Genomic DNA, 26,353 nt, shown 5'->3' on the forward strand with positions numbered 1-26,353 from the left:
TTATACGGGATAGACGTTTTCTTCTTCTTGGATGCTATTGTCCACCTGGTATTTCTCGGCCTGTCTGAAGTTGAAGTAATCCAGTGCCACCTGGGGAAACAACGCGTAGCTCAGCACATCTTCTTCTTCTTCCATAAAGGCGCTGATTTCATTTTTGTACGTGTCGAGCATCGGTTCAAGCCCATCGGCGGGACGACCGGTGATCTGTGGTTCGTCACCAATGATCTTATGAACGATCTCCTCGCCAATCGCAACGGTCGGGCGACCGTACATGCCCTTTACGTAGGCTTTCACCTCTTTGGGTACCATCTTGTAACGCTCTCCAGCGATTACGTTCAGCACCGCCTGCGTGCCTACGATTTGGCTCGTCGGTGTCACCAGCGGTGGGAAACCGAGGTCTTCTCGAACGCGCGGCACTTCCTTGAGCACCTCGTCAAAACGATCCAGTGCATTTTGCATCTTCAGCTGGCTCACCAAGTTCGAAAGCATGCCTCCAGGTACCTGGTAGACCAGCGTGTTGATGTTCACGCCGAGCACCTTGGGATCAAGGAGTCCCGACTGAATAGACTTCTCTCGCAGTGGCTCGAAATACTCACGGATTTCATTGAGCTTACGAAGGTCCATATGTGTATCGTGTGCCGTTCCGGCAAAGGTGGCCACGAGGGACTCCGTTGGCGGTTGGCTCGTTCCCAGGGCAAAGGGGCTGATTGCCGTGTCAATGATGTCGGCGCCGGCTTCGACAGCCTTGAGGTAGGTCATGCTGGCCAAACCGCTCGTCGCATGCGAGTGGACTTCCAGCGGTACAGTCGTAGCGGCTTTAATCGCCCCGACCAGCTCCTCGGCATAATAGGGTGTGAGGAGGCCAGACATATCCTTGATACAAATCGAATCAGCACCCATGTTCTCGAGATCCTTGGCCAGCTTCACGAAAACTTCTGTCGTGTGGTAGGGGCTCGTGGTGTAACTGATCGCACCCTGTGCGTGCCCGCCTTCCTTTTTGGTGGCTTTCATCGCCACCTCGAGGTTTCGTAGGTCGTTGAGGGCATCGAAAAGTCGGATGATGTCGATACCGTTCGCGATGCTCTCTCGTACGAAAGCTTCCACGACATCGTCAGGATAGTGACGATAGCCAAGAATATTCTGTCCCCGCATCAGCATCTGCAGTTTAGTGTTCTTTACATTCGCACGAATCTTACGAAGACGTTCCCACGGGTTCTCGTTGAGAAAACGTAGGGATGCGTCGAACGTCGCACCACCCCACATCTCGAGCGCATAATAACCCGCCTGATCCAGTTTTTCTATGATCGGCAACATCTCTTCCGTTGTCATTCTCGTTGCAATTAGCGACTGATGGGCGTCGCGTAAGACTGTTTCCGTAATCTTTAATGAAGCCATGAACAATCCCTCCTTAAGTTTCACCTACATTTTAACAATTGCCTGAACCTGTGTACAGGTTTTCAAAAAAGTGTTATCATGAAGATAGTTCGTTTTATTAACTTATCGATATTCACAACTTAAGATTATAAGGTGATTGAAATGGATAGCACGGATATCAAGATTTTAAAGATTTTACAAGTCGACGGACGGATCTCGATGAAGGATCTGGGCCGGCAGGTGAACCTGACCAGTCCCGCCGTTTCCGAACGGGTGCGGCGCTTGGAAGAAAAGGGGATCATCCGCGGCTACACGGCGATCGTTGACCCGAAGAAACTACATAAAACGGTGAGTGCGCTCATCAATGTGGCCATGAAGGTCTCCTCCCATGAAGCCTTCATCCAGCTGGCCAAAGATGAACCTTCGATCATCGAGTGCCACCACATGACCGGTACCGATTGTATGACCGTCAAGGTGCTCGTCGACAACACCGAAGAGCTTGAAGATTTGCTCGACCGCATCCAGACCATCGGCGATACCCGCACATCGATCATTCTCTCGAGTCCCTTGGAACGAAAGCCTATACTCCCTTGATCTGACGGTCTGGGGAGTTTTTCGTATGTACGCAGGAGGTTCCCATGTTTTCAAAAAATACTTTTCGGTTCATCTTCATCCTGTTGTTCCTGGCCATTCTAGTGAATGTCTATTATCTCTACTCCAAGCCGGTCACACTGACCTTTTATGCTCACAGCGATAAGGATGGATTTATATCAGAGTTGATCGAGCGCTACGAGATGGAAAACCCTAAAATCAACATTCACCTGGTGGAGCTGCCGGACAATACGAACCAAAAATACGAGATCATCCTGAGCACGCTGGCCCTCAAGGACGGGAGTATCGATATCATCGATTCCGATGTCACCTGGCCCGCGATTTTCCATGCTTCCGATCTCATCGCACCGATTGATGACTACATCGGGCAAGAGGAACTCGACGCCTTCTACGCCTCGGCCCTCGACAGCAATGCCTTCGACGGCCGCTTGTACGGCCTTCCCTATCGCCTCGACACGGGATTGCTCTATTACCGATCCGACCTGCTTGACGCCGAAAACCTCGAGGTCCCGAGCACCTGGGAGGATCTCCTGTGGACGATGGAGTATATGAAAAAGAACGACCAACCCTACCAATACGCAGGCTCTTGGTATCCCTTTGAGGGCCTGACCTGTAACGTCCTAGAGTTCATCTGGGCTACAGGCGCAGAGGTCTACCAAGATGATCGTTATACGATGACCTCTCAGGATGTCATCAAGGGAATTGATTTCATGACGCAGTTGCACCTCAATGGGTTCACACACCCGGAGGTCCAATCCTTTACTTCTGGTGAGCTGAGAGAGGCTTTTGTCAAAGGCGAACTCTTATTCATGCGTGACTGGCCCACCGGGTACAAAGTCATCGAGAAAAATGAGGAGCGTGCGTTCCCGCTTTCGGCTGTGGGCATCAGCCCCCTTCCCTCCTTCGAGGGAGAAGGTCGCGGTCACGGTACCCTTGGCGGATGGCAATATTTGGTTGCCAAACACTCCTCGCATAAGAGCGAGGCCGTCGATTTCATCCGGTACCTGACTTCCGAAGCCGTGCAGCGCGAGTCCGCCCTTCGCTATCACTACCTCCCCTCGCTACAGCACCTCTACCATGACCCCGATGTGCGTGCAACCCTTCCCATCGCAGACATTGCCGATGAGCTGTTCGAACAAGCGAAAGCGCGACCCACTGCCCACGATTACGACCTCTTTAGTTATGCCGTGCAGGAAGAGATCACACGGGCCCTCCGTGAGGAGATCAATATCTACGAGGCCACGCAGAGCATCGAGGAGCGCATGCGATGAAGCGATTGATCACCATCGGCCTACTCGCCATCGCACTTCTTTTCGCCACTGGTGATCTGGGCTATGCCGATGATGTCTACCAATTCCTGGGAATCCATGATGACTTTCCCTATCTCTATACCGATCGCAACGGTATGCCTTCCGGGATTATCGTCGATTTTTTAAAATATTTTGAAGAGAGCGAAGGAGTGCAGATCCAGATCGAGTTGATGGCGCTTGAGGATCTCATCAAGCACGCCCAGGTGGAAGAACCGGCATTGGTCTATTTCGGTTCGAGCGACCACCAGTATGAAAACTTCCAGGCCTCTTCTCCCCTCTTCGTGAAACGCTATCGGATTTTCTACCGGTCGACCATGGTTGACCAACTCTATGGGCGTTCGTCGGATAAAAGTCAACTGATGGACGAACCCATAGACAAGCTGATGAAGGATACCATGAAACTCTCTGGGGATCAAATCGTCGAGATCGGGAACTATGATGAAGGCCTCAACCGATTGAATGAAGAAAATGTACTCATAGCGCCGACCTACCAGATTTTCGCGCTAGCCGCCGCGAGAGGGGAAGAGCCGCCAGATCACTTTGATGGAACCCTGTTGCTCGAGCGCGCCTCTTTACACGTCCACCGTGCCTCCGGCCCTCTCTATCGTCGGTTGAACCTAGCCATCAACGAACATATAAAAGAGGGTACCATGGGGTCCTACTTCGATCGCTACCTGCGTTCAGACGAAAGCTACACCTTGAGCCCCTATATCGTGGTCTTCAATAGCATCGTCCTCCTAACGATCCTAGCGCTCATTTACTCTCGCTACCAAAATGCGAAATTACAGCAGCTGGTCAGCGAACGTACGCGCCAACTCGATCGACAGATGCGGCTCAATAAGAGGATCAGCGAAAAGAAGATCCGGGACATCAAGAGTCAGAACGATTATTTCATCAGTATGTCCCATGAACTACGCACCCCTCTGAACGTGATCCTGAGCAGCGTGCAATTGGGGGAAAAATACGTTGAGAAGAACGACCAAGAGAAAATCGTCCGCTATATGGCAGAGAATGCCCAGATCATCAAATCGAATAGTTACCGCCTGTTACGGGTGGTCAACAACCTGATCGATTTGAGCAAGCTGCAGAATGAAAACTACGAACTCAAGATCGATATTGTCGATATCGTTTACCTGATTGAGAATCTTTCGGAGTCCATTGCTCCTTACCTGAAGGCAAAGAAGCTTACCTTTCGGATGGAGTCTGTCGAGCAGGAGTACTATATTGAAGCCGATCCCTTTGCAGTCGATCGGGTCTTCATGAACCTGGTGGCCAACGCTATCAAGTTCACGCCTGCCGGAGGTCACATCTCGATCAAGGTGGAAGGTTCTGACGAGCAGGTAAAGGTACACGTGATCGACGATGGCAACGGCATCGCCGAAAAAGACCGCGAGAGGGTTTTCGATCGCTTCACGCAGATCCACGAGTCGGTGACCAATAAGAACGAGGGCAACGGTCTCGGTCTGCACCTGTCTCGCCATCTCGTCGCTCTCCACGGTGGTACCATCACGCTCGAAAGCGAGGTGGGCCGCGGCTCAATCTTCACGGTCACGCTGCCACGCATCACCACCTACCCCGTGAAGGATTTACAGGCCAGCAGAAGGCGTATGGAAGATCTGCACAATGTGCACCTGGAATTCTCAGACATTGACTTCAATTGAGCGCTCCCTTGAGGGGGCGTTTTTTACATCTACAAAAAAACGAAGAGATACCTCCCCGATCAGGAAGACATCTCTTTTTCGATCAGCCACTGGGGATGCTCTTTTAAAAAAAAATCGCGTATCTTCTGCGGCTGTCTGCTCTCGAGAAAACGTCTTTCCAGTTCCCTCGGTACATATACTGGTTCGCGATGGTGGATGGATGCCAGATCGTCACCCGCTTGCCGTGTAAGCAGAGCCACTTTTCCATCTTCGCGATAGAGACCGGCCAGGGAGAAAACCGCCTCATTGGTGGCCACGCGAAACTTGTCCTTCTCCCTGTCCCATTCGTAAAAATGATTCACTGGTATCAGACAACGCCGCTCAACGAAGTGCTTTTGAAAAAGCGGTTTCTCCAAGAGGGTCTCGAGTCGGGCGTTGATCAGCGGCCGTTTCATAAAGGAGTAGTCCAGCCCCCACTCTAGCGGAAGCGGCCCCTCGGGGGTAAGAGAGAAGACCATCATCGATGGCGTGATCTCCCCGTGGGCGTAGGAAAAGCCGGGCATGCCGGGAAGGCCATATCGTTCGAGCAAGGCCTCGAAGGTCATGTCGAGGAAAAACCGTCCGCACATTTAACCCAACTCCATGGCATGGCAAAAGGCGGTGACGAAGCGGTCACGATCAAGGTGCGTGGCCACCTGAACAGGAGCTCTTCTTTTGTCCTCTCTCGTGCGTCCCCGTGACTCCCCACGGTGCTCTGCCGCGACACCGTGGCTTTCATAGGAGAGCACGTCTTCTGCTGTGGCCACTGCGGCGTAGACAGCAAGGGGATCGTGCAGGAGAATGGCCTCATCTCCGTGCTTGCGCTGGAACATCAACATGTAGTCAGCGCTTAGGCCCGTCAAGAGATCACGCACGGGCCCATTGCCGATACCTTCGATGTCTTCCTTCCTTAGGCGCGCATGCCGGGTCACGTCGAGCCCGATCATGTGCACTTTTGCACCGTGGCCGAGGATCGTATCCGTAGCCTCGGGATCACAGTAGACATTGAACTCTGCATGGGGGGTCACGTTGCCATCGCAGGCGAAGGCGCCTCCCATGAAAAAGACGGCGTGCAGACGGTCCATAAGGCCCGGATCTGATTTCGCGGCGAGGGCCAGATTGGTCAATGGACCCGTGGCGATGTAGACTAGATCCCGATACTCCCTCGAGGCCTCCAGAAGGCCCTCGACGGCCGATTGGATTTCTGCACCTACGGTCGGAACCAACGATGGCAACTGACCGTTGAGGCCATCCGCCCCGTGGATATCCGCTGCATCGAAGGGTGGTTTGACCAGCGGTGCCGCCGCCCCTTTGTACAAGGGCAAGGGCCAGTCGAGAAAGGTCAAGATCTTCCGGGTGTTCAGCGTAGCCGTCTCGAGGCTCACGTTACCGGAGACGGTGGAGACCCCCACCACATCCTCCCTGGCGAGGGCATGGAGCAGCATCAACCCCATGGCATCATCAATACCGGTGTCGACATCGATAAAGTATTTCATTCACACGCCTCCTTTCTGTGCATGATGATCACGGCCTCTTTGGCCTTCAGATAGTATTTATCCACATCGATCGTACGGTTCTCATCGAGATAGACTCCGTTGATATCGGCAATCAGGTGGTTGAACGCACAGGTTTCGATTTCCGTTCCCGTCCCCGAAAAATTGAAAATCACCTCGATCGAGCGCGGCTTCTCTTGGAGCATTACACGGACAACGCCGGCCTGTAAGGTTTTAAGATGCACTTTCTTCCGAATCTCCGAAGAGGTGGGCAGTCGAAAATGGCGGTATTTTTTTCGCATGCTGATCAGATCCCGTACATAAATATAAAAGTCATGGAAGGTCTCTTTCAGTTGCCAGTCGATGGCATTCACCTCATCTGGGCTGTTGTAGCTATTGTGGACCCCCTTCTTATCACGCATGAACTCCGTCCCCTCGTGAAGAAAGGGTACGCCTTGAGAGGTCAAGAGCAGTAAAAAGGCCAGCTTTGACAGGCGCACGTAATCCTCCGTAGGACGATTGGGCAGACTCTTATGCAGCTTGTCCATGAGGATGAGATTATCGTGTGCTGTGAAATAGTTGATCACTTCAGAAGGTTCCTTGGCAAATCCGCTGAGATCGCCCGCGAAATTCACCTCACCCACGATTCCCCTTAGGATACGGTGCATCTCGTTGAGATTTCCCTGGATAGCCCCCCAGCTTGCACCATTGTTGTTTCCCCTGATTGCATCGCGAAAGTCATCGTTAAACACGGCGATGGCATGGCCCTTCTGTTGGCCCTTATAGAAAATCTGCTCCTCAGAAAGGGTAGTCTCTCCACCAATCCAAGGCTCTCCGTAGAGCAGCACATCGGGGTTCTCTTTTTTGAGCACGTCTTCGATGTCATACATGGTATCCACATCCATCAACCCCATGAGATCGAATCGGAAGCCATCGATATGATACTCGTCCATCCAATATAAGAGGGAATCTTCGATGAAGGCGCGCACACGGTCTTTCTCTGAAGCCAGTTCGTTGCCTACGCCCGAACCGTTGGAAAAAGATCCATCCTCATTCAAGCGATAGAATCCACCGGGATCTAACACGTTAAAGGGAGAGTGGTCACTTCTGTACGTATGATTGTAGACCACATCCATCACCACGCCAATACTCCGGGCGTGAAAAGCTGCGATCAGGGTCTTGAGTTCGCGGATGCGAGCCAAGGGATCATCGGCATCTGTCGCATAACTTCCCTCGGGTACATTGTAAAGCTCAGGATCATACCCCCAGTTATAGCCTTTTGGGTCTCGCTCGTTCACGCTACCAAAATCAAAAATCGGCAACAGGTGGACATGGGTGATCCCCAGTTCCACCAGGTGGTCGATTCCCGTCGTCATACCCTGCAGATTCGTCCCGCTCTCGGCCAAACCAAGGTACAATCCCTTGTGCTGGGCACCCGAGCTATCATGGATCGTATAATCTCTTACGTGCAGTTCGTAGAGGATCCGTGAGGTAGGGTCTGTTTCGATCGTATAGGTCTCCTCCCGAAAACCCTCTGGATCCGTTTCTGTGAGGTCGATCAAGGCCGAGCGCAGGCTATTGGCAGAAGATGCAATGGCAAAGGGATCGGTAATCTCCAAGATATCCCTTCCCTTCCGAACGAGAAAAGTGTAGAAATACCCCCTGTAATCTCCCTCTAACACCAGTTTGAAGCTGTCATCGCTCACCTTTGTCATCGTGCGCACCTCGCGGTTCTGACAAAGGCTATCGCGATAAAGGGCGACCCGTAGGTCGCCCTCCTCAAATTTCGGTGCATAGGCGGAGATGACCGAGCGTTCGCTTGATATTTGCGGTCCGAATTGACGCATCTAATCACGCACCTTCAGGTTCATCGGCGTTTTCTTCACATCCCAGATATTCGACGCATACTCATTGATCGTATTATCCGATGAGAACACACCCGAGCATGCGATGTTCGTGATGGCCATCTTCAACCAGCGGTCGCGGTCTCGATAGTAATTGTCGATTCGCTTGTGAGCGGATGCATAGGAGTCAAAGTCCTTCAGCACAAAATACTCATCATTGTGCTTGAGTAGTGAATCGTAGATAATCCTGAACTCATCACTGTCCACGGCGAAGAAGCCGTTGACCAGTTGCTCAAGTACCTTGCGAATCCTGGCATCTTTTTCATAGATTTCATAAGACCGATAGGACTGGGCCTCGTAGAGCTCGTAAATCTCCTCTTCCTTTAAACCGAAGATGACAATATTGTCGATGCCCACTTCCTTCTTGATCTCCACATTGGCGCCATCTAAGGTGGCGATGGTGATCGCACCGTTCATCATGAACTTCATGTTCCCCGTTCCCGACGCTTCCTTCGTGGTGGTACTGATTTGTTCGGAAACATCCGTGCCGGGAATCAAGATCTCGGCGAGGGAAACACCATAGTTCTCGAGGAAGATCACCTTGATTTTATCGCGAATGATCGGATCATTATTCACTTTAGCCGCCACCGTGTTGATCAGTTTGATCGTCTGCTTGGCGATATGATAGCTCGGTGCCGCCTTCGCTGCAAAAAGGAAGGTCCTCGGTGGGATATCCAGGTTCGGATTCTCTCTCAACCGGTTGTAAAGGTCCATGATATGCAGCACATTGAGGATCTGCCTTTTGTACTCATGTAGTCTTTTAGCCTGCACATCGAAAATCGAACGGGGGTTCACGATGACACCGTTCTTCTCGGCGATGTAGGCAGCCAGCCGGTCTTTGTTCACCTGTTTGATCCGCTCGACCTCTTGCTTGAAGGACGCATCCTCCCGATACTTGAGCAGATCTCGCATCAAGATCGGATTCTTCTGCCAGTGGGTCCCCAGGGTATCGTTGATGAGACCCGTTAGCTCTGGGTTCGAGTGGAAGAGCCAGCGGCGGTGGGTGATTCCATTGGTCTTGTTATTGAATTTATAAGGGTAGATCTTGTAAAAATCCTTGAGTTCTTGTTTCTTCAAGATCTCCGTGTGGAGCTTGGCTACCCCATTGACACTGTGGCTTCCCACGATGGCGAGAAATGCCATGTGAATTTGGTCCCGTGCGATGATCGCCATATCTTCGATCTTCTGCAGATCCCTGATCTTGTGCTCGTGCCAGAGCTCATCGCAGAAGCGACGGTTGATTTCTTCGACGATCATGAAGATCCTGGGCAAGAGGCGGCGGAATAACTCTACAGGCCACTTCTCAAGGGCTTCCTGCATGATCGTGTGGTTCGTGTAGGCCATCGTTTTTTTCGTCACACCCCAGGCTGTATCCCAATCTAGATTCTCATCATCGATCAAGATCCGCATGAGTTCCGGTACACATAGGGCCGGATGGGTGTCGTTGATGTGAATCGCTACGTACTCATGAAAATCCTTCGGATGCCTGCCCATCTTCTTGAACGATCGCATGATTCCCTGTAGGCCCGCGGATACAAAGAAATACTCCTGCTTGAGGCGGAGTAATTTTCCCTCTTCGTAGCTGTCGTTCGGGTAGAGGACCTGGCTGATGGACTCTACGGAGTGTTTCTTTTCGAAGGCACGGATATACTCTCCTCGAGAAAAGGATGAGTAGTCAAACTCCCCGTGGGCAGCCTCTGCGCTCCATAGCCTGAGCGTGTTTACCGTGTTATTGTCGTGACCCACCATGGGCGTGTCGTATGGAACAGCGCGGATCGCTTCGTAATTCTCGTGTACGAACTTGAGCTTTCCATTCACTTCAACAGGACGGACGTTCCCCTCGAACTTTACCATGACGGCCTTGTCCTCCCGTTTAACTTCCCAAACGTTGCGATTGTGAAGCCATCGATCTGGGAACTCCACCTGGTAGCCATCGATGATTTTCTGCTCAAAGAGACCGTAGCGATACCGGATCCCCACACCGTGACCGGGAATGGCAAGGGAACTCATGGAGTCGAGAAAACAAGCGGCCAAACGACCCAGACCACCGTTGCCGAGTCCCTGGTCCCGCTCGACATCGCTCACTTGATCGAGGTCGATCCCCATCTCCGCGAGACTTTCCCTGACCATTTGGAAGATGCCCATGTTCTCGAGGTTGTTGATCAGGAACTTTCCTGTCAAAAATTCCATGCTGAAATAGTAAATCTGCTTCTGGCGCTTCTCATGGTAATAATCATTCGTCTTGATCCAATAATCAGTTAGGTACTCACGGACCAACTCACCCAGTGCATTGTACTGCTCCACGAGGCTCGTCTCTTGAATGGGCTTTGCACTCATGGATTTTAGTTTGCGCTGGAAGTCGGTCTCAAATTGCGTTTTCGTTAGATTCACGTCGATTCCTCTTTCTAATTGATGATGGAACGGTAGAGGGTCAGATATTGACCGCCACTCTGTTCCCAACTGTAGTCAAACCGCATCGCCTGGCGCACAAAGCGATTCCAGGACTTCTGATCTTCATAAAGTGCCAGTGCATCTTTAATCTTAAACAGGAGTTCATGCGCGTTGTAATTTTTAAAGCCAAATCCATTGCCTTCACCGGTGAAGGCATTGTAAGGAATCACCGTATCCTTCAATCCTCCTGTTTCGCGCACCACCGGGATCGACCCATAGCGCAGTGCGATCAACTGACCAAGCCCACACGGCTCGTAAAGGGAGGGCATGAGGAACAGATCGGAGGCCGCATAGATTTTATGGGCCAGGTCATTGTCAAAGTAAATATTGGCCGAAAGCTTGTCGGGGAAATAACTCTCGTACTCCCTGAAATAGTTCTCGTACTCCTTCTCCCCCGTTCCCAGGAGCACAAACTGTACATCGAGCTGCAGGAGCTCGTCTAGAATGTGACGGATCAGATCCAGCCCCTTCATATCCGCCAGTCGTGTCACCATGGCGATCATGGGCACGTCTGGATTGACGGGAAGGCGCAGACGATCTTGAAGGAAGGTCTTGTTCTCATTTTTTCGCTTCACACAACGGGCATCGTAATTCACATAGAGATGCTCATCTCTGAACGGATAGTAAATATCGTAGTCGATGCCATTGACGATTCCCGACAGTTTGTGCGCGTGGTGCCTGAGCAAGCCATCGAGTCCCTCACCAAAGAAGGGGAACTGGATCTCGTGGGCGTAGGTCTCCGAAACGGTGCTCACGTGATCGGCGTAGACGATCCCTGCCTTCATGAAATTGATATGGCCGTGGAAGGCCACACCATCTTCATGGAAATAACTCATATTCAGGTCGAGGAGATCCGTCAGGACGCTGTGGTCGAAGATCCCCTGGTACTTCAGGTTGTGGATGGTATAGAGTGTCCTGATCCCTCGGAAAGAAGGATCCGTCTTCTTGTAATCATGGAGCAGTAGCGGGACGGCTCCCGTGTGCCAATCGTTGGCATGGATCAAATCGGGCTTGAAATCTAAGAGCGCCGGTAAGGCCAAGATGGCTTTAGCAAAGTAGCTGAAGCGCTCCCCATCATCGTAATGACCGTAAAGACTATCGCGCTTAAAATAATACTCGTTGTCGATAAAATAAAAGACGGTCCCATCGTGCACCAGTGAGTAGACACCAACGTACTGATCGCGCCAGTTCAACCGAACGGACGTTTCGCCGACAAGCTCCATTTGTTCTTTGTAAACGTCGTGGATCAACCCGTATAGTGGCATGACCACACGCACATCCTCACCCTTTGCATTGAGCGCTTTCGGTAATGCATGGGCTACGTCGGCGAGCCCACCTGTTTTCATAAAAGGGGCCGCTTCCGCGGCCGCGAATAAGACTTTCATAAGTTTCTTTCTACCCCCTATTCCACCTAAACTGTGGCACCTTTCTTGATGACATACGGGTTTTGCTTGGCTCCGCTTAAATTCTTGTTGGCGCTCACGATCACATTCTTATCGAGAATCACGTTCTCGAGCACAGCTCCTTCGCCAATCTGCGAACCCTGCATGATGATGCTGTCCTTGATATGCACACCCTTCTGCACATGCACACTTCGGAAGATAATCGAATTCTCCACTTTTCCGTCGATGATACAACCGTTGGCGATAATCGCATTGTTCACCTCAGCATCTTCCGTGTAAGACGCAGAGGGTTCATCCTTGATCTTGGTGTAAATGAGGCCGTTCTTAGTGAAGAGCTCATCGTAAATATCCGTATCAAACAGTTCCATGCTCGTCTGGTAGTAATTTTCCGTACTATTGACCACCGAGAGATATCCCGTGAAAGGATACCCTTTCACCGTCAAGGTTTTCATCCGGTTGAAGATGGCCTGCTTGAGATAATCAGCATCGCCGTCCTCAATGGTCTTCTCGATGATATCGATCAAAAGATCTTTTCTCATCAGATACATTTCCATCGAAATATTCGACTCTTCCTGCCGTCCAGTGTTTTGGCCTATCCCGATGACCTCTTCGCCTTCTAGCTTCAACATATCACACCCTGTATAGCGATCGATATCCTCACCCTTAATCGGCTTATAAAGAATCGTGACGTCGGCGCCCGACTTTTTGTGAAAGTCAAAAGCAGGACGGAGGTCGATGTTACACAGCATATAGCTCCTCGTGATCATTACATACTCCTGCCTTGACGCCTTGATAAACTCGATACTGTTCTTAAAGTGTTCGATATCGCCAAAGCGCTTGATCAGAGAGGTGTAATCGTACATGGGATTCAAGATGAATAAACCGCCGATTTTGCGGTCCAGATCCCACGGACGGCCAGAACCCACGTGATCCATCAGGGATCGGAACTTATTGCGAGTGAAAATGCCCACCGTACCGATACCTGCGTTCACCATGTTAGAAAGTGTAAAGTCGATCAGCCGGTAACGCCCCGCAATGGGAATGGCCGCTAGCGGTCGGTTGAGCGTCAGTTCGCGAATCCTATCTTCATTCTCACTGAGATTAATAATACCTAAAAAATCTTTCATCGATCGGTCCCTCCCTATTCGAATAAGCCTAAGTCTTCTTCACCGTAGAGCAGGATCTCACCATCGGCAGAACCGATCGCTTCCCCCTCACCGATCTCTTGGTTTGACATGACGATCGAGCGGTTGATCACAGCATCTTTCTTGACGTGTACACCAGGCATGATCACCGAATCATACACCTCAGCACCTTCATCCACTTTCACGCCGTGGAAGAGGATTGAATTGCGGACCAATCCCTTGATCACACAACCCTCGTTGATCTGAGAACTGAAGACCCTGGCCTCTTTTGCGATGTACTGCGGTGGATAGTTGGGGTTCCGGGAATAGATTTTCCAGGACTTATCGTACAGATTCAGTTCGTTGTCGTTTCTCAGGAGATCCATATTGGCTTCCCAAAGGCTGTAGACCGTGCCGACATCCTTCCAATACCCCTCAAAGGGATACGCGAACATCTTGACGTTCTCATCCAGCATCCGAGGAATGATATTCTTTCCGAAGTCATTGTTGGACTCTTCGTCCAGATGATCGAGAATCAGGTGTTTTCTGAGCTCTTTCCAGTTGAAAATATAGATCCCCATGGAGGCCAGGTTGTTCTTGGCCTGCTCCGGTTTCTCGTCAAACTCATAGATCGACAAATCATCATTGGTATTGAGGATGCCGAATCGATAAGTGTCCTCCCAAGGCACGTGGATGACCCCAACGGTCACGTCCGCGTTCTTTTCCTTGTGATAGTCGAGCATTTTCATGTAGTCCATCTTGTAGATGTGATCACCCGATAGTACCAGGACATACTCGGGGTCGTAGTAATCCACATAAGTAATGTTCTCGTAAATGGCATTCGCGGTCCCCACGTACCATCGGGCGCCCTCTGCGCTCGTGTACGGCGGTAGTACCCGCACGCCACCGTTCTTCCGATCGAGATCCCAAGGGGCTCCGATGCCAATGTGTGTATTCAACACCAGTGGCTGGTACTGTGTGAGGATTCCCACGGTGTCAATGCCGGAATTGGCACAGTTCGATAGGGGAAAGTCGATGATCCTGTACTTTCCGCCGAAGGGAACCGCCGGCTTCGCCAGCTTTTTGGTCAGTGACTTGAGTCTGGATCCCTGCCCCCCTGCCAGCAGTAGCGAGATAATCTCTTTCTTTGCGTAACTCATTGACTCTTCCTCCTTTTCTTCTTAAGGTAAACGCCCCCGAGCGGCGGTACCGTGATGGTCAAGCGATGCGAAAACTCCTTATGGGCCTTTTCTTCAGTGACCAGTTGATCCGGTTGGTCTAGTCCGGAACCCCCGTACCGCTTCTCATCGCTATTCAATAACACTTCATAGACACCCGACTCATCCACACCGAAAAAATAGTCTTCATATACCTCCGGTGTGAAATTCAACACGCCAATCACTTTTTCTCCAGCTTCATCGGCACGTTGGAACACCAGCACGGACCGGTCTTTGTCATCTGCCTCCAACCATTTGAAGCCGAAATGATTGTAGTCGTTCTCACTGAAGGCTTTTTCTTCAAGATAGAGTGCATTGAGTTCTTTTACAAAGGCATGCATCTCTTGGTGTGCTTCGTAGTCCAACAAGAACCAGTCGAGAGGCTTCCATTCGTTCCACTCGATAAACTGACCAAACTCTCCACCCATGAACAGTAGCTTCTTTCCCGGATGCCCCATGAGATAAAGATACAGCACCCTCAAGTTCGCGAATTTTCTCCAGTAGTCACCGGGCATTTTGTCCAGTAGGGATTTCTTCCCGTGTACCACCTCGTCGTGTGAAAGCGGGAGAATATAATTCTCGGCGTACATGTACATCGTGCTAAAGGTCAGCTTACCGTGATGATATCTGCGATGGATGGGATCGAGTTCCATGTAGGATAGGATATCGTTCATCCAGCCCATGTTCCATTTGAAATTAAAGCCCAATCCACCCTCGTGCACAGGATGTGAGACCTTCGGCCAATCCGTCGATTCCTCTGCGATCATCAGGATGTCCGGATACTGTTCGAAGATCACCTGGTTCATTTTCTTCACGAAAGCCACTGCTTGAAAATTCTCGTAGCCACCCTTTTCGTTCTTGATTTTCTCGCCCCGCTCGTCTTCGCCATGATAGAGCATATAGGCCACAGCATCCACCCGGAGGCCATCGATATGGAACATCTCGAACCAGAACATGGCCGCGGAAATAAGAAAGGATTGGACCTCCGGCTTCCCGTAATCGAAGTTCAGCGTCCCCCAGTTCACATTCTCAGCATGCCTCGGATCAAAATGCTCGTACAGTGTGGAGCCGTCGAAACGGATCAAACCGTGAGCATCCTTGCAAAAATGGCAGGGAACCCAATCGATGATCACACCGATACCCGCCTTGTGCAAGGTGTTGACGAAGTCCATAAAGTCCTTCGGTTCACCGAAGCGACTGGTCGCAGCAAAATAACCGGTCACTTGGTAACCCCAGCTGCCATCGAAGGGATGCTCCATGATCGGCATAAGCTCCACATGGGTGTAGTGCATCTCTTCTAGGTAGGGAACCAACCGCTCGGCGATTTCCTGGTAACCCAGGGCTACACCCTCTTCATCTTGTTGCCAGCTCATCAGGTTCATCTCGTAAATACTCATGGGTTCCTTGTACGGCGGTGTCTTTGCCCTTCGATTTAACCACCGTTTATCTGACCAACGGTATCCGTTCAATGAATACAGTCGAGACCCCGTGTTCGGCCTTGTTTCGGAATAGAATGCGAAGGGGTCCGCTTTCAGTAAGCGTTCGCCTTCTTCAGTAAAAATCTCGTATTTGTAAACTTCCCCTTTTCCCAAACCTTGGATAAACCCAACCCAAACACCCGTCGATTCCAGTCGTTCCAAGGCATGAAATTTCCCGTTCCACTCGTTGAAGTCACCCACGACCCTCACCACGCGTGCGTTAGGGGCCCAAACCGCGAATCGCACCCCTTTTCTTCGGTCGTGCGTCATAAAATGAGCACCGAAGAAATGATAACTTCGGTAGTTGGTTCCTTGATGGAATAAGTATGTATCAAATGTACCTGGATCTATGCTTCGCATCTCATACATAGTCGCATCACCCCTCTTCCTTAAGATACCCTGATCGTCCTCGAATAAGCGTCTAGTTGTCCCTACACCCATTATAGTAGATGTTAACATATTTTAACACAGTTCATGTGGAGATAACCTTTTCACATTTTTGTCATCCCCTACAAACTTGCTCGCACGACAGGCCGGACGTTTTGCAGTGAAGGGTTTAAAAAGGTGTGCAAAAGGTTCTGAACGGGGTATGCATGCTTGTAGAGGAGGTGACCCCATGGTCTATGAAATCATCGAAATCGAGTTGCGGCTCTACCACGTTTTTTCAATCAAGGATCGTCGTGCCATCATCCGCCCGCTGACCGAGAGGATTCGCAACCGCCTGAATTTTTCCGTTATGGAAGAAGCGCCAGAGCTTCCTTACGACCACACGAAGCTCTACTGTGCGCTGGTGGCCGCCGATCAGCGTCATCTCGACCAACAATTGCAAAGCCTCCGCGATTTAATCGATAGCTATCACCGCGTCGAGATGATCCGGTTTGAACCCACAGAATAATAAAACGCCCCCTTCTAGAGGGGGCGTTTTACATCTACTTGAAAATTCCGAAGGGCTTTCCTACTTTGAGGAACTCCCGTTCGAAATGATTGTTCAAAATGTTAGCTGCTGCACCGTAGAATCCGACCATGGCGATCAGAAACTCCGAGATCGCGGCCATTTCGTGCATCAAGCCTACGGCAATTTGGAAAGTGGACAATGTCAAGCCGATGAAAAGGAAATCGATCAGGACAAAGATGATGAAGAGAACCTTATTGGTCTCCATAGCACCAATCGTCATGAAAAAGGAAAAGATAAAATACCCTAAGAATGCAAAACCCAACTGTCTGGGGTCGGCTGTAGCTGCCATCGTTTCACCGAATACGCCATTTTGGATCATCCAGGTAGCGGCGACCGAGAACCAGAAAAATGCGTATCCACCGAAGGCTGTCGCCCCGAAATGATTTCCCTTCTTCGCATCGTTGATACACGCGAACAACTGTGCGAAAGCTCCTAGAAAAATCGCCCATGGAATAATCAGGCTCGTACCGCTGGTCCAACCGAGTTTACCTGTTGAAGCCACCAGTGTGACCATCGCCAGTCCGAAGAGCCCTAGGGCCGATGGATCCGCCGTTTCGATCTTTACTTTTGTAGTTTCCATAATTACCTCCCAAAAAATTCTTGTCAACTTTATAACGATATCAGGAGGTGCGGAATCTGTCAATAGACAGGAAGCAAAAAACCCCAGGATAATTCAAATTTCTTTAATTCGACGCCGTATTGTGGTAAAGCATGCTCTGCAGTTCTCTACAGATGGTCATGACAAGGGATTCGGGCTCAATTACTTTCACACCGGCTCCCAAACTGAGCAGCCAGCTCTTGATCTCCGTTTCACTGTCGAAAGTCCCTTCATAGCGGATACGCTCACCCTCCAGTGGCGTGATCTTTTGGTCGGGAGTGAACACGGTCTCGCTCAGTAATTTGGAAACGGGAAAAGTCGCCTCGATGACCAGGTGGAGTTTTTCTTCGTGCATCACCCCAAGGTTTTGACTGAGGAAAGAATTGAGGTCGAGGGTAGGATCTCTTGTAAAGGATTCCGCCGAGAGATAGAGGTTCTTGATCCTGATCAGCTTAAAGATTCTGAGCTCTTCCCTCAACTCACAGTACCCGACCACATAATAAGCGCCCTCACTTTTCAACAGATGGTAGGGGTGAATGATGCGCCGGAGGGCTTCATCTTTGGAGAGCGCGTAGTAGGTCATGTTGAGCTTCTGTCTAGCCACAATCGCCTCCTCGATCTTCTGATAATAGCGCTGCTCCTTCTCATGCTCGACACTGACCTTCTCCACGCCAAAGAGGGCCATGCTCTCTCCTCCTCGTCCTCCTGTGAGTTTGTCGAGAGCTATCAGTGCTTCGTCGCGGTAGAGAAAGCTCCGATCCCCCTGGATCACGCTCTTGAGATGTTCTGCCGCTCTGCGCTCTTCTCGTGTGAGGGCCAAGGGTGGGAGCAATGTTTCGCCAGCTAGGGTATAGCCACCGTCGGGACCACGTTGGGATGCGATGAAAACCCCGGCCTCCTGAAGGTCCTGTTTGTACTGTCTGATCTGACGCTCTGACACTTCAAGCTTTTCTGCTAGATCCGATATGTGCCACTGCCCGCGTACCCGGAGCAACTGGATCATACGGAGCAAATTCGACAATTTTGACATCAAATACACATCCTTCCATGACCCATAGATTCGATGCCGCCGATCGAAAGTCCTGCAGAAAATAAAAAAAGCTGAATCAACTCGATTCAGCTGAACTCCTTCTTCTTAAACCCACCGCCGCGTACATTGTCCAGATCCACCAGGGTGATGAAAGCCTCTGGATCAATACGGTCGATGATTTCGTGCAGTTTGCCGATTTGCATATTCGTGAGTGTGCAATAGAGGATACGACGACCCTGTTTGGTATAAGCGCCCTGACCTTCGATGAAGGTAACTCCTCTCTTGAGCTCACTCATAATCTCATCGCCGATGGCCTCGGTGTGATCCGAGATGATCATGGCTGTTTTTCCTGAGTTAAATCCCTTTTGCACACGGGCCAGCGTCTGGTAGGTGACAAATAATGCCACCAAGGTGTACGCTGCTGCATTGAAGCCGAAGATCAGGCTGGACAGACTGATAATCACAGCGTTCATTCCCATGAGTAGGCTGCTGACCGGTAGATTCCATTTTTTCTTGATGATCGCCGCCACGATATCCATACCGCCCTGCGATGCGTGGTTGTTGAAGATCAGCCCCATACTGATGCCGTTGAGTATACCACCGAAGAGCGCCTCTATGATCAGATCATCGAGTGGATTCATGCCAGCGAGACCTTTTGTCGTATCGATCATCAATGTCACCAGGGTCAGCGTGATGAAACTGTTGATGGCGAACTTGCGATCGACAAACTTGCGCCCGAGGATAAACAGGGGTAGATTGAGCGTGAAAAGCAACACACCCGTCGGGAGGCCGGTCAGATAATGGATCATCATGGCAATTCCGCTCACTCCGCCGGCCAATAAGCCGTTGGGGATCAAAAAGACGTTGACTGCAATGGCGGTGAGAAAAGCCGCTAGTGTGATTTGTGAGTACTTAACGAAATGATGACCCAGCGGATCATCCTTTTCTTTGATTTGTATCATTTTTTTTCTACCGGCTCCTTTCAAGAACTCTTCGCCACCATTATAGACCATGGGCTCTTGAAAACAAGGGGTTTTCCACTGAAAAATCAGGGCGGTGGGTCTTCATTTCTACCGATTTGTTACAGGAGTACAAATCGATTGAACACCCTCGGTATGAAGTCGCTTTCTTTTGCTCTTCACAGGAGCAGTGTGCCAAAAGTGCACAGCGCTTTTGTGCAAAGTCCACAAACGAAAATGGCGCCCATCGGGCGCCAGTTTACATCTTCTCATGGAATTTGCGTATCTTGTTGGCTACGGTGCTATGGGTCACACCTAAGGCCTTCCCAGCTGCATTGAAACTTCCGTGCAGTTCATAGGCTTTCTTGAATATCGCGCGTTCGTATGTCGCGAAGGAGGCGAGATCACCCGAAGAAGTCAGGTTGATCAAGCCGCTGGTCATATGATACTGGGGGTAGGCTTCATACTCCTTTGTGATCGAAGGGGGGATATCGTGCAGAGTCAGGGTCGTTCCATTGGACAGGATCACCATACGTCTCAAAAGGTTCTCGAGTTCTCTCACATTGCCCGGCCAATCGTAGGCTTGAAGCACACGGTAGGCGAGTTCTTCAAACTGGTAACCAGAATCAATGCCCATTTCTCCGGTGATTTTCCTGGTGAAATGGGGGATCAACAGAGCCAAATCTTCTCGTCTTTCTCTCAAGGGGGGGAGTTCAACGGGAATGATATTGAGTCTGTAGAAGAGATCCTCTCTGAAGTTACCCTCTTCGACGGCCGCTTGTAACCGCTTGTTCGTAGCCGCAATAATTTTTACGTCAGCGGTGCGTTCCTCGTGACCACCGACCGGTGTGTACACTTTGTCCTGTAAGACCCGTAGCAGTTTGACCTGGAGATGCAAAGGAAGCTCGCCGATCTCATCGAGGAACAGCGTCCCACGATGAGCCGCTTCGAACTTGCCCCTCTGGTCTTGATGCGCGCCGGTAAAAGCACCTTTCAGATGTCCGAAAAGCGTGGACTCCATGAGATTCTCCGGAATTGCTCCGCAGTTGAGGGCCACAAAAGGCCCGCTCGAGCGGTGCGATGCCCGATGGATGGCGCGCGCCAAAACTTCTTTTCCCGTACCACTCTCGCCCATGATCAACATGCTCACATCAAGGGTGGCTGCCTTGTGGGCTTTGTTCAGCTCTCTCAGCAAACGGGGGTGCTCCCCGATCATCTCGGGGAAAGGGTTTTCCAGTTCATGGACAGCGGAGGGGATCTGTTGCACTCCTTGCTCGTATTTCTGATCCTCCTCATAATAGCCGACGGTACCTAGGAAGTCCTCGTCATCAAACAACGGATGGGCAGAAACCTTAAGCCGTTTGTTCGGTTGAAGCCCCTTCAGGTAACCATCGAATTTTCTCCGCTGTTTAATCGCACGGAGCAAGAGATCATCGTAAGCTGTGTGATGGAACTTTCTGCCGATCACCTCGCCATCTGTTGTACCAAAGAGTCGCTTGTATGCTGGATTCACATAACGAATGCGACCGTTTTCGTCCACGAGGATCACACCTTGGGGCAAGGCCTCGTAGGCTGCTTTGAACAGACGGTCATCATCGTGATCATTATCTACGATTTTTCTCAACCATGCGGTCTGACTCATACACACTTCCTCCCCTTACTTGGCCGCCATACTTCTCGTGGCAACGATAGATACGCCGGTGCCTGCAACATTCTCTATAATGACATCGCCCACACTAATGGGTGCTTTTACCGTCACTCGGTTCACATCAGCCATCACCTCAAAAATCTTATCCTTTGGTATAGGATCGGCCGTTTTGACGGGTAACCTCGGGAGAACCCCATCCTGGATCCTGACGGTGGTCGGTACAATCCGGGTTGGGTTTTTCACCTCTTCCACGGCATACTTCTCACCCCGCGGGCACTGGTTGCCCTGTACTTGGAGCTCACCGTCGACTTCGGTAATCGTCATGCGACAACCGATCGGACATACGATACAGGTCATCTCTCGTTCGAAAGCCATCAAACCACCTCCACTGTCAAGGGACCGTCCACATCCTGGAGCAGTTCCGTTTTGATCTTTAACTGTTCCATCTCACCTGGTGCCATGAAACGCTTTTTGAAGGACTTGATGACGCGTTCGCCCGACTTAATCTGCACTTCTTTGCGCTCGAAAATCTGACGCACGCGGAGGTAAAGGGTCGTATCCCCCTTGAGGTTTTCCAACCGGAGCTGGTGCGGCACCACGTAACCCACGCCAAATCCCGCTTCCGTTCCAATGATATGGTCGGATGCTTCGAACTCACCGCGGATGTAACGGGCGGCCATGGTCCCGGCTTTCTTGCTCTCTTCGGAAACGTAGTCCACCAGATCGTGGACGTGTAAAACGTTTCCGCAGGCAAAGACTCCTTCCACGCTGGTTTCCATCGACTCGTTGACGATGGGACCATTGGTCGTTGGATCCAAGGTGATCCCAGCCGTCAGACTGAGCTCATTCTCTGGAATCAGACCGACGGAAAATAGAATCGTATCCACATCAAAATCCATCTCTGATCCAGGGATCGGGCGGAAGTTGCCATCCACCTTGGCCACGGTGGCACCCTCCACGCGATCCTTGCCGCGGATATCGGTCACTGAATGGCTGAGATAGAGCGGGATGCCGTAGTCATCCAGACACTGGACGATGTTCCGATTGAGGCCTCCGGAAAAGGGCATGATCTCCACGACCGCTTCCACCTGCGCCCCTTCGAGCACCATCCTCCGCGCCATGATCAGACCGATATCTCCAGAACCTACGATCAGTACTTTCTTACCGACCATGTAGCCCTCCATATTGAGGTAACGCTGCGCCGTTCCAGCAGAAAAGATCCCTGCAGGTCGCATCCCGGGCACACGGATGGCACCACGGGTTCTCTCCCGGCAACCCATAGCCAGGATCACGGCTTTCGTCTGAAGCGTTTTAAGGCCTTCCTCCTTGTTAATAGTCGTGACCACTTTTTCCGGTGATATCTCCAGTACCATTGTGTTCAGTTTGTACTCAATCTCCATCTCGGTCAATTGATCGATAAACCGTTCTGCGTATTCAGGTCCTGTGAGCTCTTCCTTGAACTCATGAAGTCCAAATCCATTGTGGATACACTGCTGGAGGATTCCACCTAGTTCCCGGTCGCGTTCAAGGACCACAATCTTCTCCACACCATTTTTCTTCGCCTCAGTCGCAGCCGCGAGTCCCGCGGGACCTCCGCCGATGACGATCAAATCGTAAACCATCTATATCGTCTCCTTCGTTTCGCCTGTCAGAATGTAGGATCCTGCATTCTCCTGCATGATCTCTTCTGGCGTCACTTCTAACTCTCTGGCCAAGATCTCCAGCACACGCGGACCGCAGAAGCCACCCTGACAGCGCCCTGCACCCGGTCGGCACCTACGCTTGATGCCATTGAGCGTGCGCCCACCAGCCGAGCGATGGATCGCATCGACAATTTCAGCTTCTGTGATCGTTTCGCAGCGACAGATCACATTTGCATACTGGGGATTCTCGCCGATTAACGACTGTTTCACTTCTTCTGACGCCTCGTGAAACCTCACGCGCGGACGGCGAATGGGATCGAAACCCTGGTTGGGTGTCACGTCGCCGAGGATACCTGCGATCTCTTCGGCCAAGTCGACCGCTACGGCCGGTGCCGCCGAAAGCCCCGGTGACTTGATTCCTGCGATATTGAAAAATCCCGGCACCCGATCGGACTCTCCAATGACAAAATCATTGCAACTCGGCTCTGCCCTTAGCCCAGCGAAAGTCGTGATTGTCTTCCCAAAGGGAATATGCTCAGAAATCCGCTTAGCCGATTCAAGAACAAAGGCCAAGCCATCCACCGTAGTGTTGACCGCTCCCTTTTGATCTTGGTCGAGATCTTCAGCGTTAGGTCCTATGATCACGTTATGATCGACCGTCGGTGCCATTAGGACACCCTTTCCTTTTTTCGTGGGTGTCTGGAAAATCACGTGGTTAACGATTCCGTGGGCTGTCTTGTCGAGCAGATAGTACTCGCCTCGTCTCGGTGTGATGGTAAAATCACTCTCGGTGACGAGGGCATACACATCCGCAGCGTAGACTCCCGCTGCATTAACGACTACTTTCGCCTCGACGACATGATCAGAACCAGCATTGATCACAAATCCGTTAACTGACTTTTCAATGGTCTCGACAGCGTAATTCAACTTGAGCTCCACACCGTTGTCGATGGCATTTTCCGCATACGCGATGGCCATTTCCCAAGACTCGACGATGCCAGCCGTTGGTGCGTAAAGTGCAGCCACCACTTCGTCTGAGAGATTAGGCTCTAGTGTTTTCACACGCTCACGACCGATGATCTCGAGTCCTTCGATCTCGAGCTTCTTACCATTCTCATAAAGGCGTTCTAGCTCTTCACAATCCTCCTCATCGTATGCCACGACTAAAGAACCGATTCTTTCGAAGGGAACGGAGAGTTCTTCGCAGATCTCGCCGTACATTTGGTTCCCTATGACGTTGTAACGCGCTTTCTTTGATCCGTAGGGAGCGTCATATCCAGCGTGAATAATCGCGCTGTTCGCCTTCGTCGTACCGTTGGATACATCGTTGGTCTTCTCGAGGATCACAATCTTCAGATCATATCTCGCGAGTTCCCTGGCCACCGATGCACCGGAGATCCCGGCACCAATTACAGCCACATCGTACATCCCTCTTAACCTCCTCTTGGTAATAGAAAAAGAGCTGCACAAACCCGACCTAAACTCATTAGGTCGAATCTGCACAGCTCTCTCATCTCATGTGCTAGTTATTAAATTTGTTTCATTATATCAAGCTGGGAAAACATTTGCAAGCCAAATTTTTAGGTGAAAGTTACCGTTGGCTTACTTTTCCCATCCTTTTGAACATGCGACAGCCTTCTGCCAACCGGCGTATTTTGCATGGCGATCGTCATCGGACATCGATGCATCGAAGGTGCGGTCGATTGCCCACATTTGCTTGATCTCATCTGTGGACTTCCAGAAGCCCACAGCGAGTCCCGCGAGGAAAGCCGCTCCGAGAGCCGTCGTTTCGGTTACCATGGGGCGATAGACCGGAACACCCAAGATATCCGACTGGAACTGCATTAGGAAATTGTTAGCAACGGCACCGCCGTCTACCTTGAGCGTTTCGAGATCGATACCCGAGTCATTCTGCATAGCCTCGAGTACGTCGCGTGTTTGGTAAGCCATGGACTCGAGTGTCGCGCGAATGATGTGGTTGCGATTCGCACCGCGGGTCAGACCAACGATCGTACCGCGCGCGTACATATCCCAGTAAGGAGCGCCCAGACCAGCGAAAGCGGGCACAACGTAGACACCGTTTGTATCCTCTACTTTTGAAGCGAAGTACTCTGTGTCGGATGCATCGGAAACCATCTTGAGTTCGTCTCGGAGCCACTGAACAGCTGCGCCTGCGATAAAGATTGAGCCCTCGAGTGCGTATTCCACCTTACCATCGAGACCCCAGGCAATCGTCGTGAGCAAGCCGTGGTCAGAAGTGACCATTTTTTCGCCCGTGTTCATCAACATGAAACAGCCCGTGCCGTAAGTGTTCTTCGCCATTCCTGGTTCGAAACAAGCCTGTCCGAAGAGTGCGGCCTGCTGATCACCTGCGATACCCGCGATCGGGATCATAGCCCCGCCGAAGGTCTGCTCATCCGTGTGTCCGTAGACGGCTGAAGACGGCTTTACCTCCGGGAGCATGGCGGCGGGAATTCCGAGTTCACCGAGGATCTTCTCATCCCACTTCAGCTCTTTGATGTTGAAGAGCATCGTTCTCGAAGCGTTCGAGTAGTCCGTCACGTGCACTTTGCCACGCGTCAGATTGTAGATCAACCAAGTGTCGATATTTCCGAAGAGCAAATCTCCCTTTTCAGCCTTTTCACGGGCGCCTTCCACGTTGTCCAGGATCCACTTGACCTTGGTGCCACTGAAATAAGCATCCACCACGAGACCCGTGTTCTTCTTGATGTATTCTTCCAGACCACGCTCTTTCAGATCGTCGCAGATATCGGCCGTACGGCGGCACTGCCAAACGATGGCGTTGTAAACGGGTTTGCCCGTGTTCTTATCCCAAACCACTGTGGTCTCTCGCTGGTTGGTGATTCCGATCGCGGCGATCTCCTGCGGGCGGATATCGGCCATCTCGAGTACTTGGCGGGCCACACCTGACTGGGTTCCCCAAATTTCCATTGCATCGTGCTCGACCCAACCTGCCTTGGGGTAAAACTGGGTGAACTCCTGCTGGGCTGTTTTCACGATCTGTCCATCTTTAGTGAAAATAATTGCTCTAGATGATGTGGTCCCTTGGTCGAGTGCTAAGATATACTTCTTTTCCATTTGTTGTACTCCTCCTTCAATTCGTTAAAGTCAGTAGATGATTAACCCAAATGCGAAAGAATGAAGCCACCGATAACACCACCGAGAGCAGCGTAACCGGCATTAATGAGACCTTTACCAAAGTGATCCTTCGAGATAGCCGATGCAAAGAAGAGACCTGCACCTGCTGCCCAGGCCATATCCACCCAAGCGCCGGTCTGCACGATCATACCCACACCATGGTTCAAAGCCCATGAGGTTCCCACGATGAAGCCTGCTGCCAACCAACCACCGAGTCCGCCGTAATCATTGGCCAGTTTACCCCACAGCAGTCGAATGAGAAATGGAAAGATAAAAGCGCCACTGAACGTAGTAATTGCTGCTGAAAATGTCATAT

At 51.1% G+C, this 26,353-nt stretch carries 22 protein-coding genes; 4 read left to right on the forward strand and 18 right to left on the reverse strand.

Annotated features, from left to right (window positions below):
* Positions 1-1,395, reverse strand: a complete 1,395-nt coding sequence (locus ACULM0_RS02170; RefSeq protein ID WP_463678820.1) for an oxaloacetate decarboxylase subunit alpha — start codon at positions 1,393-1,395, stop codon at positions 1-3.
* A gap of 141 nt (positions 1,396-1,536) precedes the next feature.
* Between ACULM0_RS02170 and ACULM0_RS02175 the strand changes: the two genes are divergently transcribed.
* The 3 genes from ACULM0_RS02175 to ACULM0_RS02185 are packed head-to-tail and all read left to right on the forward strand — an operon-like array spanning position 1,537 to position 4,957.
* The gene (locus ACULM0_RS02175; protein ID WP_463678821.1) at positions 1,537-1,968 is read left to right on the forward strand and encodes an Lrp/AsnC family transcriptional regulator; all 432 of its coding nucleotides are present in this window, start codon (positions 1,537-1,539) and stop codon (positions 1,966-1,968) included.
* 44 nt (positions 1,969-2,012) lie between these two features.
* Positions 2,013-3,257, forward strand: a complete 1,245-nt coding sequence (locus ACULM0_RS02180) for an ABC transporter substrate-binding protein (protein WP_463678822.1) — start codon at positions 2,013-2,015, stop codon at positions 3,255-3,257.
* Positions 3,254-4,957, forward strand: a complete 1,704-nt coding sequence (locus ACULM0_RS02185; protein ID WP_463678823.1) for an ATP-binding protein — start codon at positions 3,254-3,256, stop codon at positions 4,955-4,957. The genes ACULM0_RS02180 and ACULM0_RS02185 overlap by 4 nt, the downstream gene beginning before the upstream one ends.
* A gap of 59 nt (positions 4,958-5,016) precedes the next feature.
* Here ACULM0_RS02185 and ACULM0_RS02190 read toward each other — a convergent pair whose 3' ends face one another.
* Genes ACULM0_RS02190 through glgB form a run of 8 tightly spaced genes read right to left on the reverse strand, consistent with a single transcriptional unit; the run spans position 5,017 to position 16,504 of the window.
* Positions 5,017-5,565, reverse strand: coding sequence for an SOS response-associated peptidase (locus tag ACULM0_RS02190; RefSeq protein WP_463678824.1), 549 nt, complete (start codon positions 5,563-5,565; stop codon positions 5,017-5,019).
* Positions 5,566-6,471: a nucleoside hydrolase gene (locus ACULM0_RS02195; RefSeq protein WP_463678825.1), complete on the reverse strand. Its 906-nt coding sequence runs from the start codon at positions 6,469-6,471 to the stop codon at positions 5,566-5,568.
* Positions 6,468-8,315, reverse strand: a complete 1,848-nt coding sequence (gene pulA, locus ACULM0_RS02200; RefSeq protein ID WP_463678826.1) for a type I pullulanase — start codon at positions 8,313-8,315, stop codon at positions 6,468-6,470. Before pulA ends, ACULM0_RS02195 begins: the two co-directional genes overlap by 4 nt.
* The gene (locus ACULM0_RS02205) at positions 8,316-10,763 is read right to left on the reverse strand and encodes a glycogen/starch/alpha-glucan phosphorylase (protein WP_463678827.1); all 2,448 of its coding nucleotides are present in this window, start codon (positions 10,761-10,763) and stop codon (positions 8,316-8,318) included. It lies immediately after the preceding gene.
* Positions 10,764-10,777: 14 nt separating this feature from the next.
* Complete coding sequence (glgA, locus tag ACULM0_RS02210) at positions 10,778-12,208, reverse strand: glycogen synthase GlgA (protein WP_463678828.1); 1,431 nt, start codon at positions 12,206-12,208, stop codon at positions 10,778-10,780.
* 26 nt (positions 12,209-12,234) lie between these two features.
* Positions 12,235-13,353 carry a glucose-1-phosphate adenylyltransferase subunit GlgD gene (gene glgD / locus ACULM0_RS02215; protein WP_463678829.1) on the reverse strand — a complete coding sequence of 373 codons (1,119 nt, stop codon included), beginning with the start codon at positions 13,351-13,353 and terminating at the stop codon, positions 12,235-12,237.
* Positions 13,354-13,367: 14 nt separating this feature from the next.
* Positions 13,368-14,510 carry a glucose-1-phosphate adenylyltransferase gene (locus ACULM0_RS02220; protein WP_463678830.1) on the reverse strand — a complete coding sequence of 381 codons (1,143 nt, stop codon included), beginning with the start codon at positions 14,508-14,510 and terminating at the stop codon, positions 13,368-13,370.
* Positions 14,507-16,504, reverse strand: coding sequence for a 1,4-alpha-glucan branching protein GlgB (glgB, locus tag ACULM0_RS02225; RefSeq protein ID WP_463678831.1), 1,998 nt, complete (start codon positions 16,502-16,504; stop codon positions 14,507-14,509). The genes ACULM0_RS02220 and glgB overlap by 4 nt, the downstream gene beginning before the upstream one ends.
* 157 nt (positions 16,505-16,661) lie before the next feature.
* Between glgB and ACULM0_RS02230 the strand changes: the two genes are divergently transcribed.
* On the forward strand, positions 16,662-16,940 hold the full coding sequence (locus tag ACULM0_RS02230) for a DUF503 domain-containing protein (RefSeq protein ID WP_463678832.1): 279 nt from the start codon (positions 16,662-16,664) through the stop codon (positions 16,938-16,940).
* 34 nt (positions 16,941-16,974) lie between these two features.
* On the opposite strand, the gene ACULM0_RS02235 is transcribed toward ACULM0_RS02230, so the two are convergent.
* From ACULM0_RS02235 to ACULM0_RS02275, 9 genes are all read right to left on the reverse strand, one after another.
* Positions 16,975-17,580, reverse strand: a complete 606-nt coding sequence (locus ACULM0_RS02235; RefSeq protein WP_463678833.1) for an acetate uptake transporter — start codon at positions 17,578-17,580, stop codon at positions 16,975-16,977.
* 103 nt (positions 17,581-17,683) lie between these two features.
* Positions 17,684-18,628 carry a helix-turn-helix transcriptional regulator gene (locus ACULM0_RS02240; protein ID WP_463678834.1) on the reverse strand — a complete coding sequence of 315 codons (945 nt, stop codon included), beginning with the start codon at positions 18,626-18,628 and terminating at the stop codon, positions 17,684-17,686.
* 86 nt (positions 18,629-18,714) lie between these two features.
* The gene (locus tag ACULM0_RS02245) at positions 18,715-19,590 is read right to left on the reverse strand and encodes a YitT family protein (RefSeq protein ID WP_463678835.1); all 876 of its coding nucleotides are present in this window, start codon (positions 19,588-19,590) and stop codon (positions 18,715-18,717) included.
* A 256-nt stretch (positions 19,591-19,846) separates the two neighbouring features.
* Positions 19,847-21,229: a sigma-54 interaction domain-containing protein gene (locus ACULM0_RS02250; protein ID WP_463678836.1), complete on the reverse strand. Its 1,383-nt coding sequence runs from the start codon at positions 21,227-21,229 to the stop codon at positions 19,847-19,849.
* Between the two features lie 15 nt (positions 21,230-21,244).
* Complete coding sequence (locus tag ACULM0_RS02255; RefSeq protein ID WP_463678837.1) at positions 21,245-21,610, reverse strand: DUF1667 domain-containing protein; 366 nt, start codon at positions 21,608-21,610, stop codon at positions 21,245-21,247.
* Positions 21,610-22,857 (reverse strand): NAD(P)/FAD-dependent oxidoreductase, encoded by a 1,248-nt coding sequence (locus tag ACULM0_RS02260; protein WP_463678838.1) that lies wholly within the window; start codon positions 22,855-22,857, stop codon positions 21,610-21,612. Before ACULM0_RS02260 ends, ACULM0_RS02255 begins: the two co-directional genes overlap by 1 nt.
* Positions 22,858-24,306 carry an FAD-dependent oxidoreductase gene (locus tag ACULM0_RS02265; RefSeq protein WP_463678839.1) on the reverse strand — a complete coding sequence of 483 codons (1,449 nt, stop codon included), beginning with the start codon at positions 24,304-24,306 and terminating at the stop codon, positions 22,858-22,860.
* 174 nt (positions 24,307-24,480) lie between these two features.
* Entirely contained in the window at positions 24,481-25,977 is a 1,497-nt protein-coding gene (gene glpK, locus ACULM0_RS02270) for a glycerol kinase GlpK (RefSeq protein ID WP_463678840.1), read from the reverse strand.
* 41 nt (positions 25,978-26,018) lie between these two features.
* Positions 26,019-26,351 carry a Lin0368 family putative glycerol transporter subunit gene (locus tag ACULM0_RS02275; RefSeq protein ID WP_463678841.1) on the reverse strand — a complete coding sequence of 111 codons (333 nt, stop codon included), beginning with the start codon at positions 26,349-26,351 and terminating at the stop codon, positions 26,019-26,021.
* Between the last annotated feature and the right edge of the window lie 2 nt (positions 26,352-26,353).

This window comes from Halotolerantifilum yawarlongkerapense, assembly GCF_054506745.1.

Bases quoted from the DNA above. Each gene is read 5' to 3' on its own strand.
- ACULM0_RS02170 (WP_463678820.1), bottom strand. From the start codon at position 1,395: ATGGCTTCATTAAAGATTACGGAAACAGTCTTACGCGACGCCCATCAG.
- ACULM0_RS02175 (WP_463678821.1), top strand. From the start codon at position 1,537: ATGGATAGCACGGATATCAAGATTTTAAAGATTTTACAAGTCGACGGA.
- ACULM0_RS02180 (WP_463678822.1), top strand. From the start codon at position 2,013: ATGTTTTCAAAAAATACTTTTCGGTTCATCTTCATCCTGTTGTTCCTG.
- ACULM0_RS02185 (WP_463678823.1), top strand. From the start codon at position 3,254: ATGAAGCGATTGATCACCATCGGCCTACTCGCCATCGCACTTCTTTTC.
- ACULM0_RS02190 (WP_463678824.1), bottom strand. From the start codon at position 5,565: ATGTGCGGACGGTTTTTCCTCGACATGACCTTCGAGGCCTTGCTCGAA.
- ACULM0_RS02195 (WP_463678825.1), bottom strand. From the start codon at position 6,471: ATGAAATACTTTATCGATGTCGACACCGGTATTGATGATGCCATGGGG.
- pulA (WP_463678826.1), bottom strand. From the start codon at position 8,315: ATGCGTCAATTCGGACCGCAAATATCAAGCGAACGCTCGGTCATCTCC.
- glgA (WP_463678828.1), bottom strand. From the start codon at position 12,208: ATGAAAGTCTTATTCGCGGCCGCGGAAGCGGCCCCTTTTATGAAAACA.
- glgD (WP_463678829.1), bottom strand. From the start codon at position 13,353: ATGAAAGATTTTTTAGGTATTATTAATCTCAGTGAGAATGAAGATAGG.
- ACULM0_RS02220 (WP_463678830.1), bottom strand. From the start codon at position 14,510: ATGAGTTACGCAAAGAAAGAGATTATCTCGCTACTGCTGGCAGGGGGG.
- glgB (WP_463678831.1), bottom strand. From the start codon at position 16,504: ATGTTAACATCTACTATAATGGGTGTAGGGACAACTAGACGCTTATTC.
- ACULM0_RS02230 (WP_463678832.1), top strand. From the start codon at position 16,662: ATGGTCTATGAAATCATCGAAATCGAGTTGCGGCTCTACCACGTTTTT.
- ACULM0_RS02235 (WP_463678833.1), bottom strand. From the start codon at position 17,580: ATGGAAACTACAAAAGTAAAGATCGAAACGGCGGATCCATCGGCCCTA.
- ACULM0_RS02240 (WP_463678834.1), bottom strand. From the start codon at position 18,628: ATGTCAAAATTGTCGAATTTGCTCCGTATGATCCAGTTGCTCCGGGTA.
- ACULM0_RS02245 (WP_463678835.1), bottom strand. From the start codon at position 19,590: ATGATACAAATCAAAGAAAAGGATGATCCGCTGGGTCATCATTTCGTT.
- ACULM0_RS02250 (WP_463678836.1), bottom strand. From the start codon at position 21,229: ATGAGTCAGACCGCATGGTTGAGAAAAATCGTAGATAATGATCACGAT.
- ACULM0_RS02255 (WP_463678837.1), bottom strand. From the start codon at position 21,610: ATGGCTTTCGAACGAGAGATGACCTGTATCGTATGTCCGATCGGTTGT.
- ACULM0_RS02260 (WP_463678838.1), bottom strand. From the start codon at position 22,857: ATGGTTTACGATTTGATCGTCATCGGCGGAGGTCCCGCGGGACTCGCG.
- ACULM0_RS02265 (WP_463678839.1), bottom strand. From the start codon at position 24,306: ATGTACGATGTGGCTGTAATTGGTGCCGGGATCTCCGGTGCATCGGTG.
- glpK (WP_463678840.1), bottom strand. From the start codon at position 25,977: ATGGAAAAGAAGTATATCTTAGCACTCGACCAAGGGACCACATCATCT.
- ACULM0_RS02275 (WP_463678841.1), bottom strand. From the start codon at position 26,351: ATGACATTTTCAGCAGCAATTACTACGTTCAGTGGCGCTTTTATCTTT.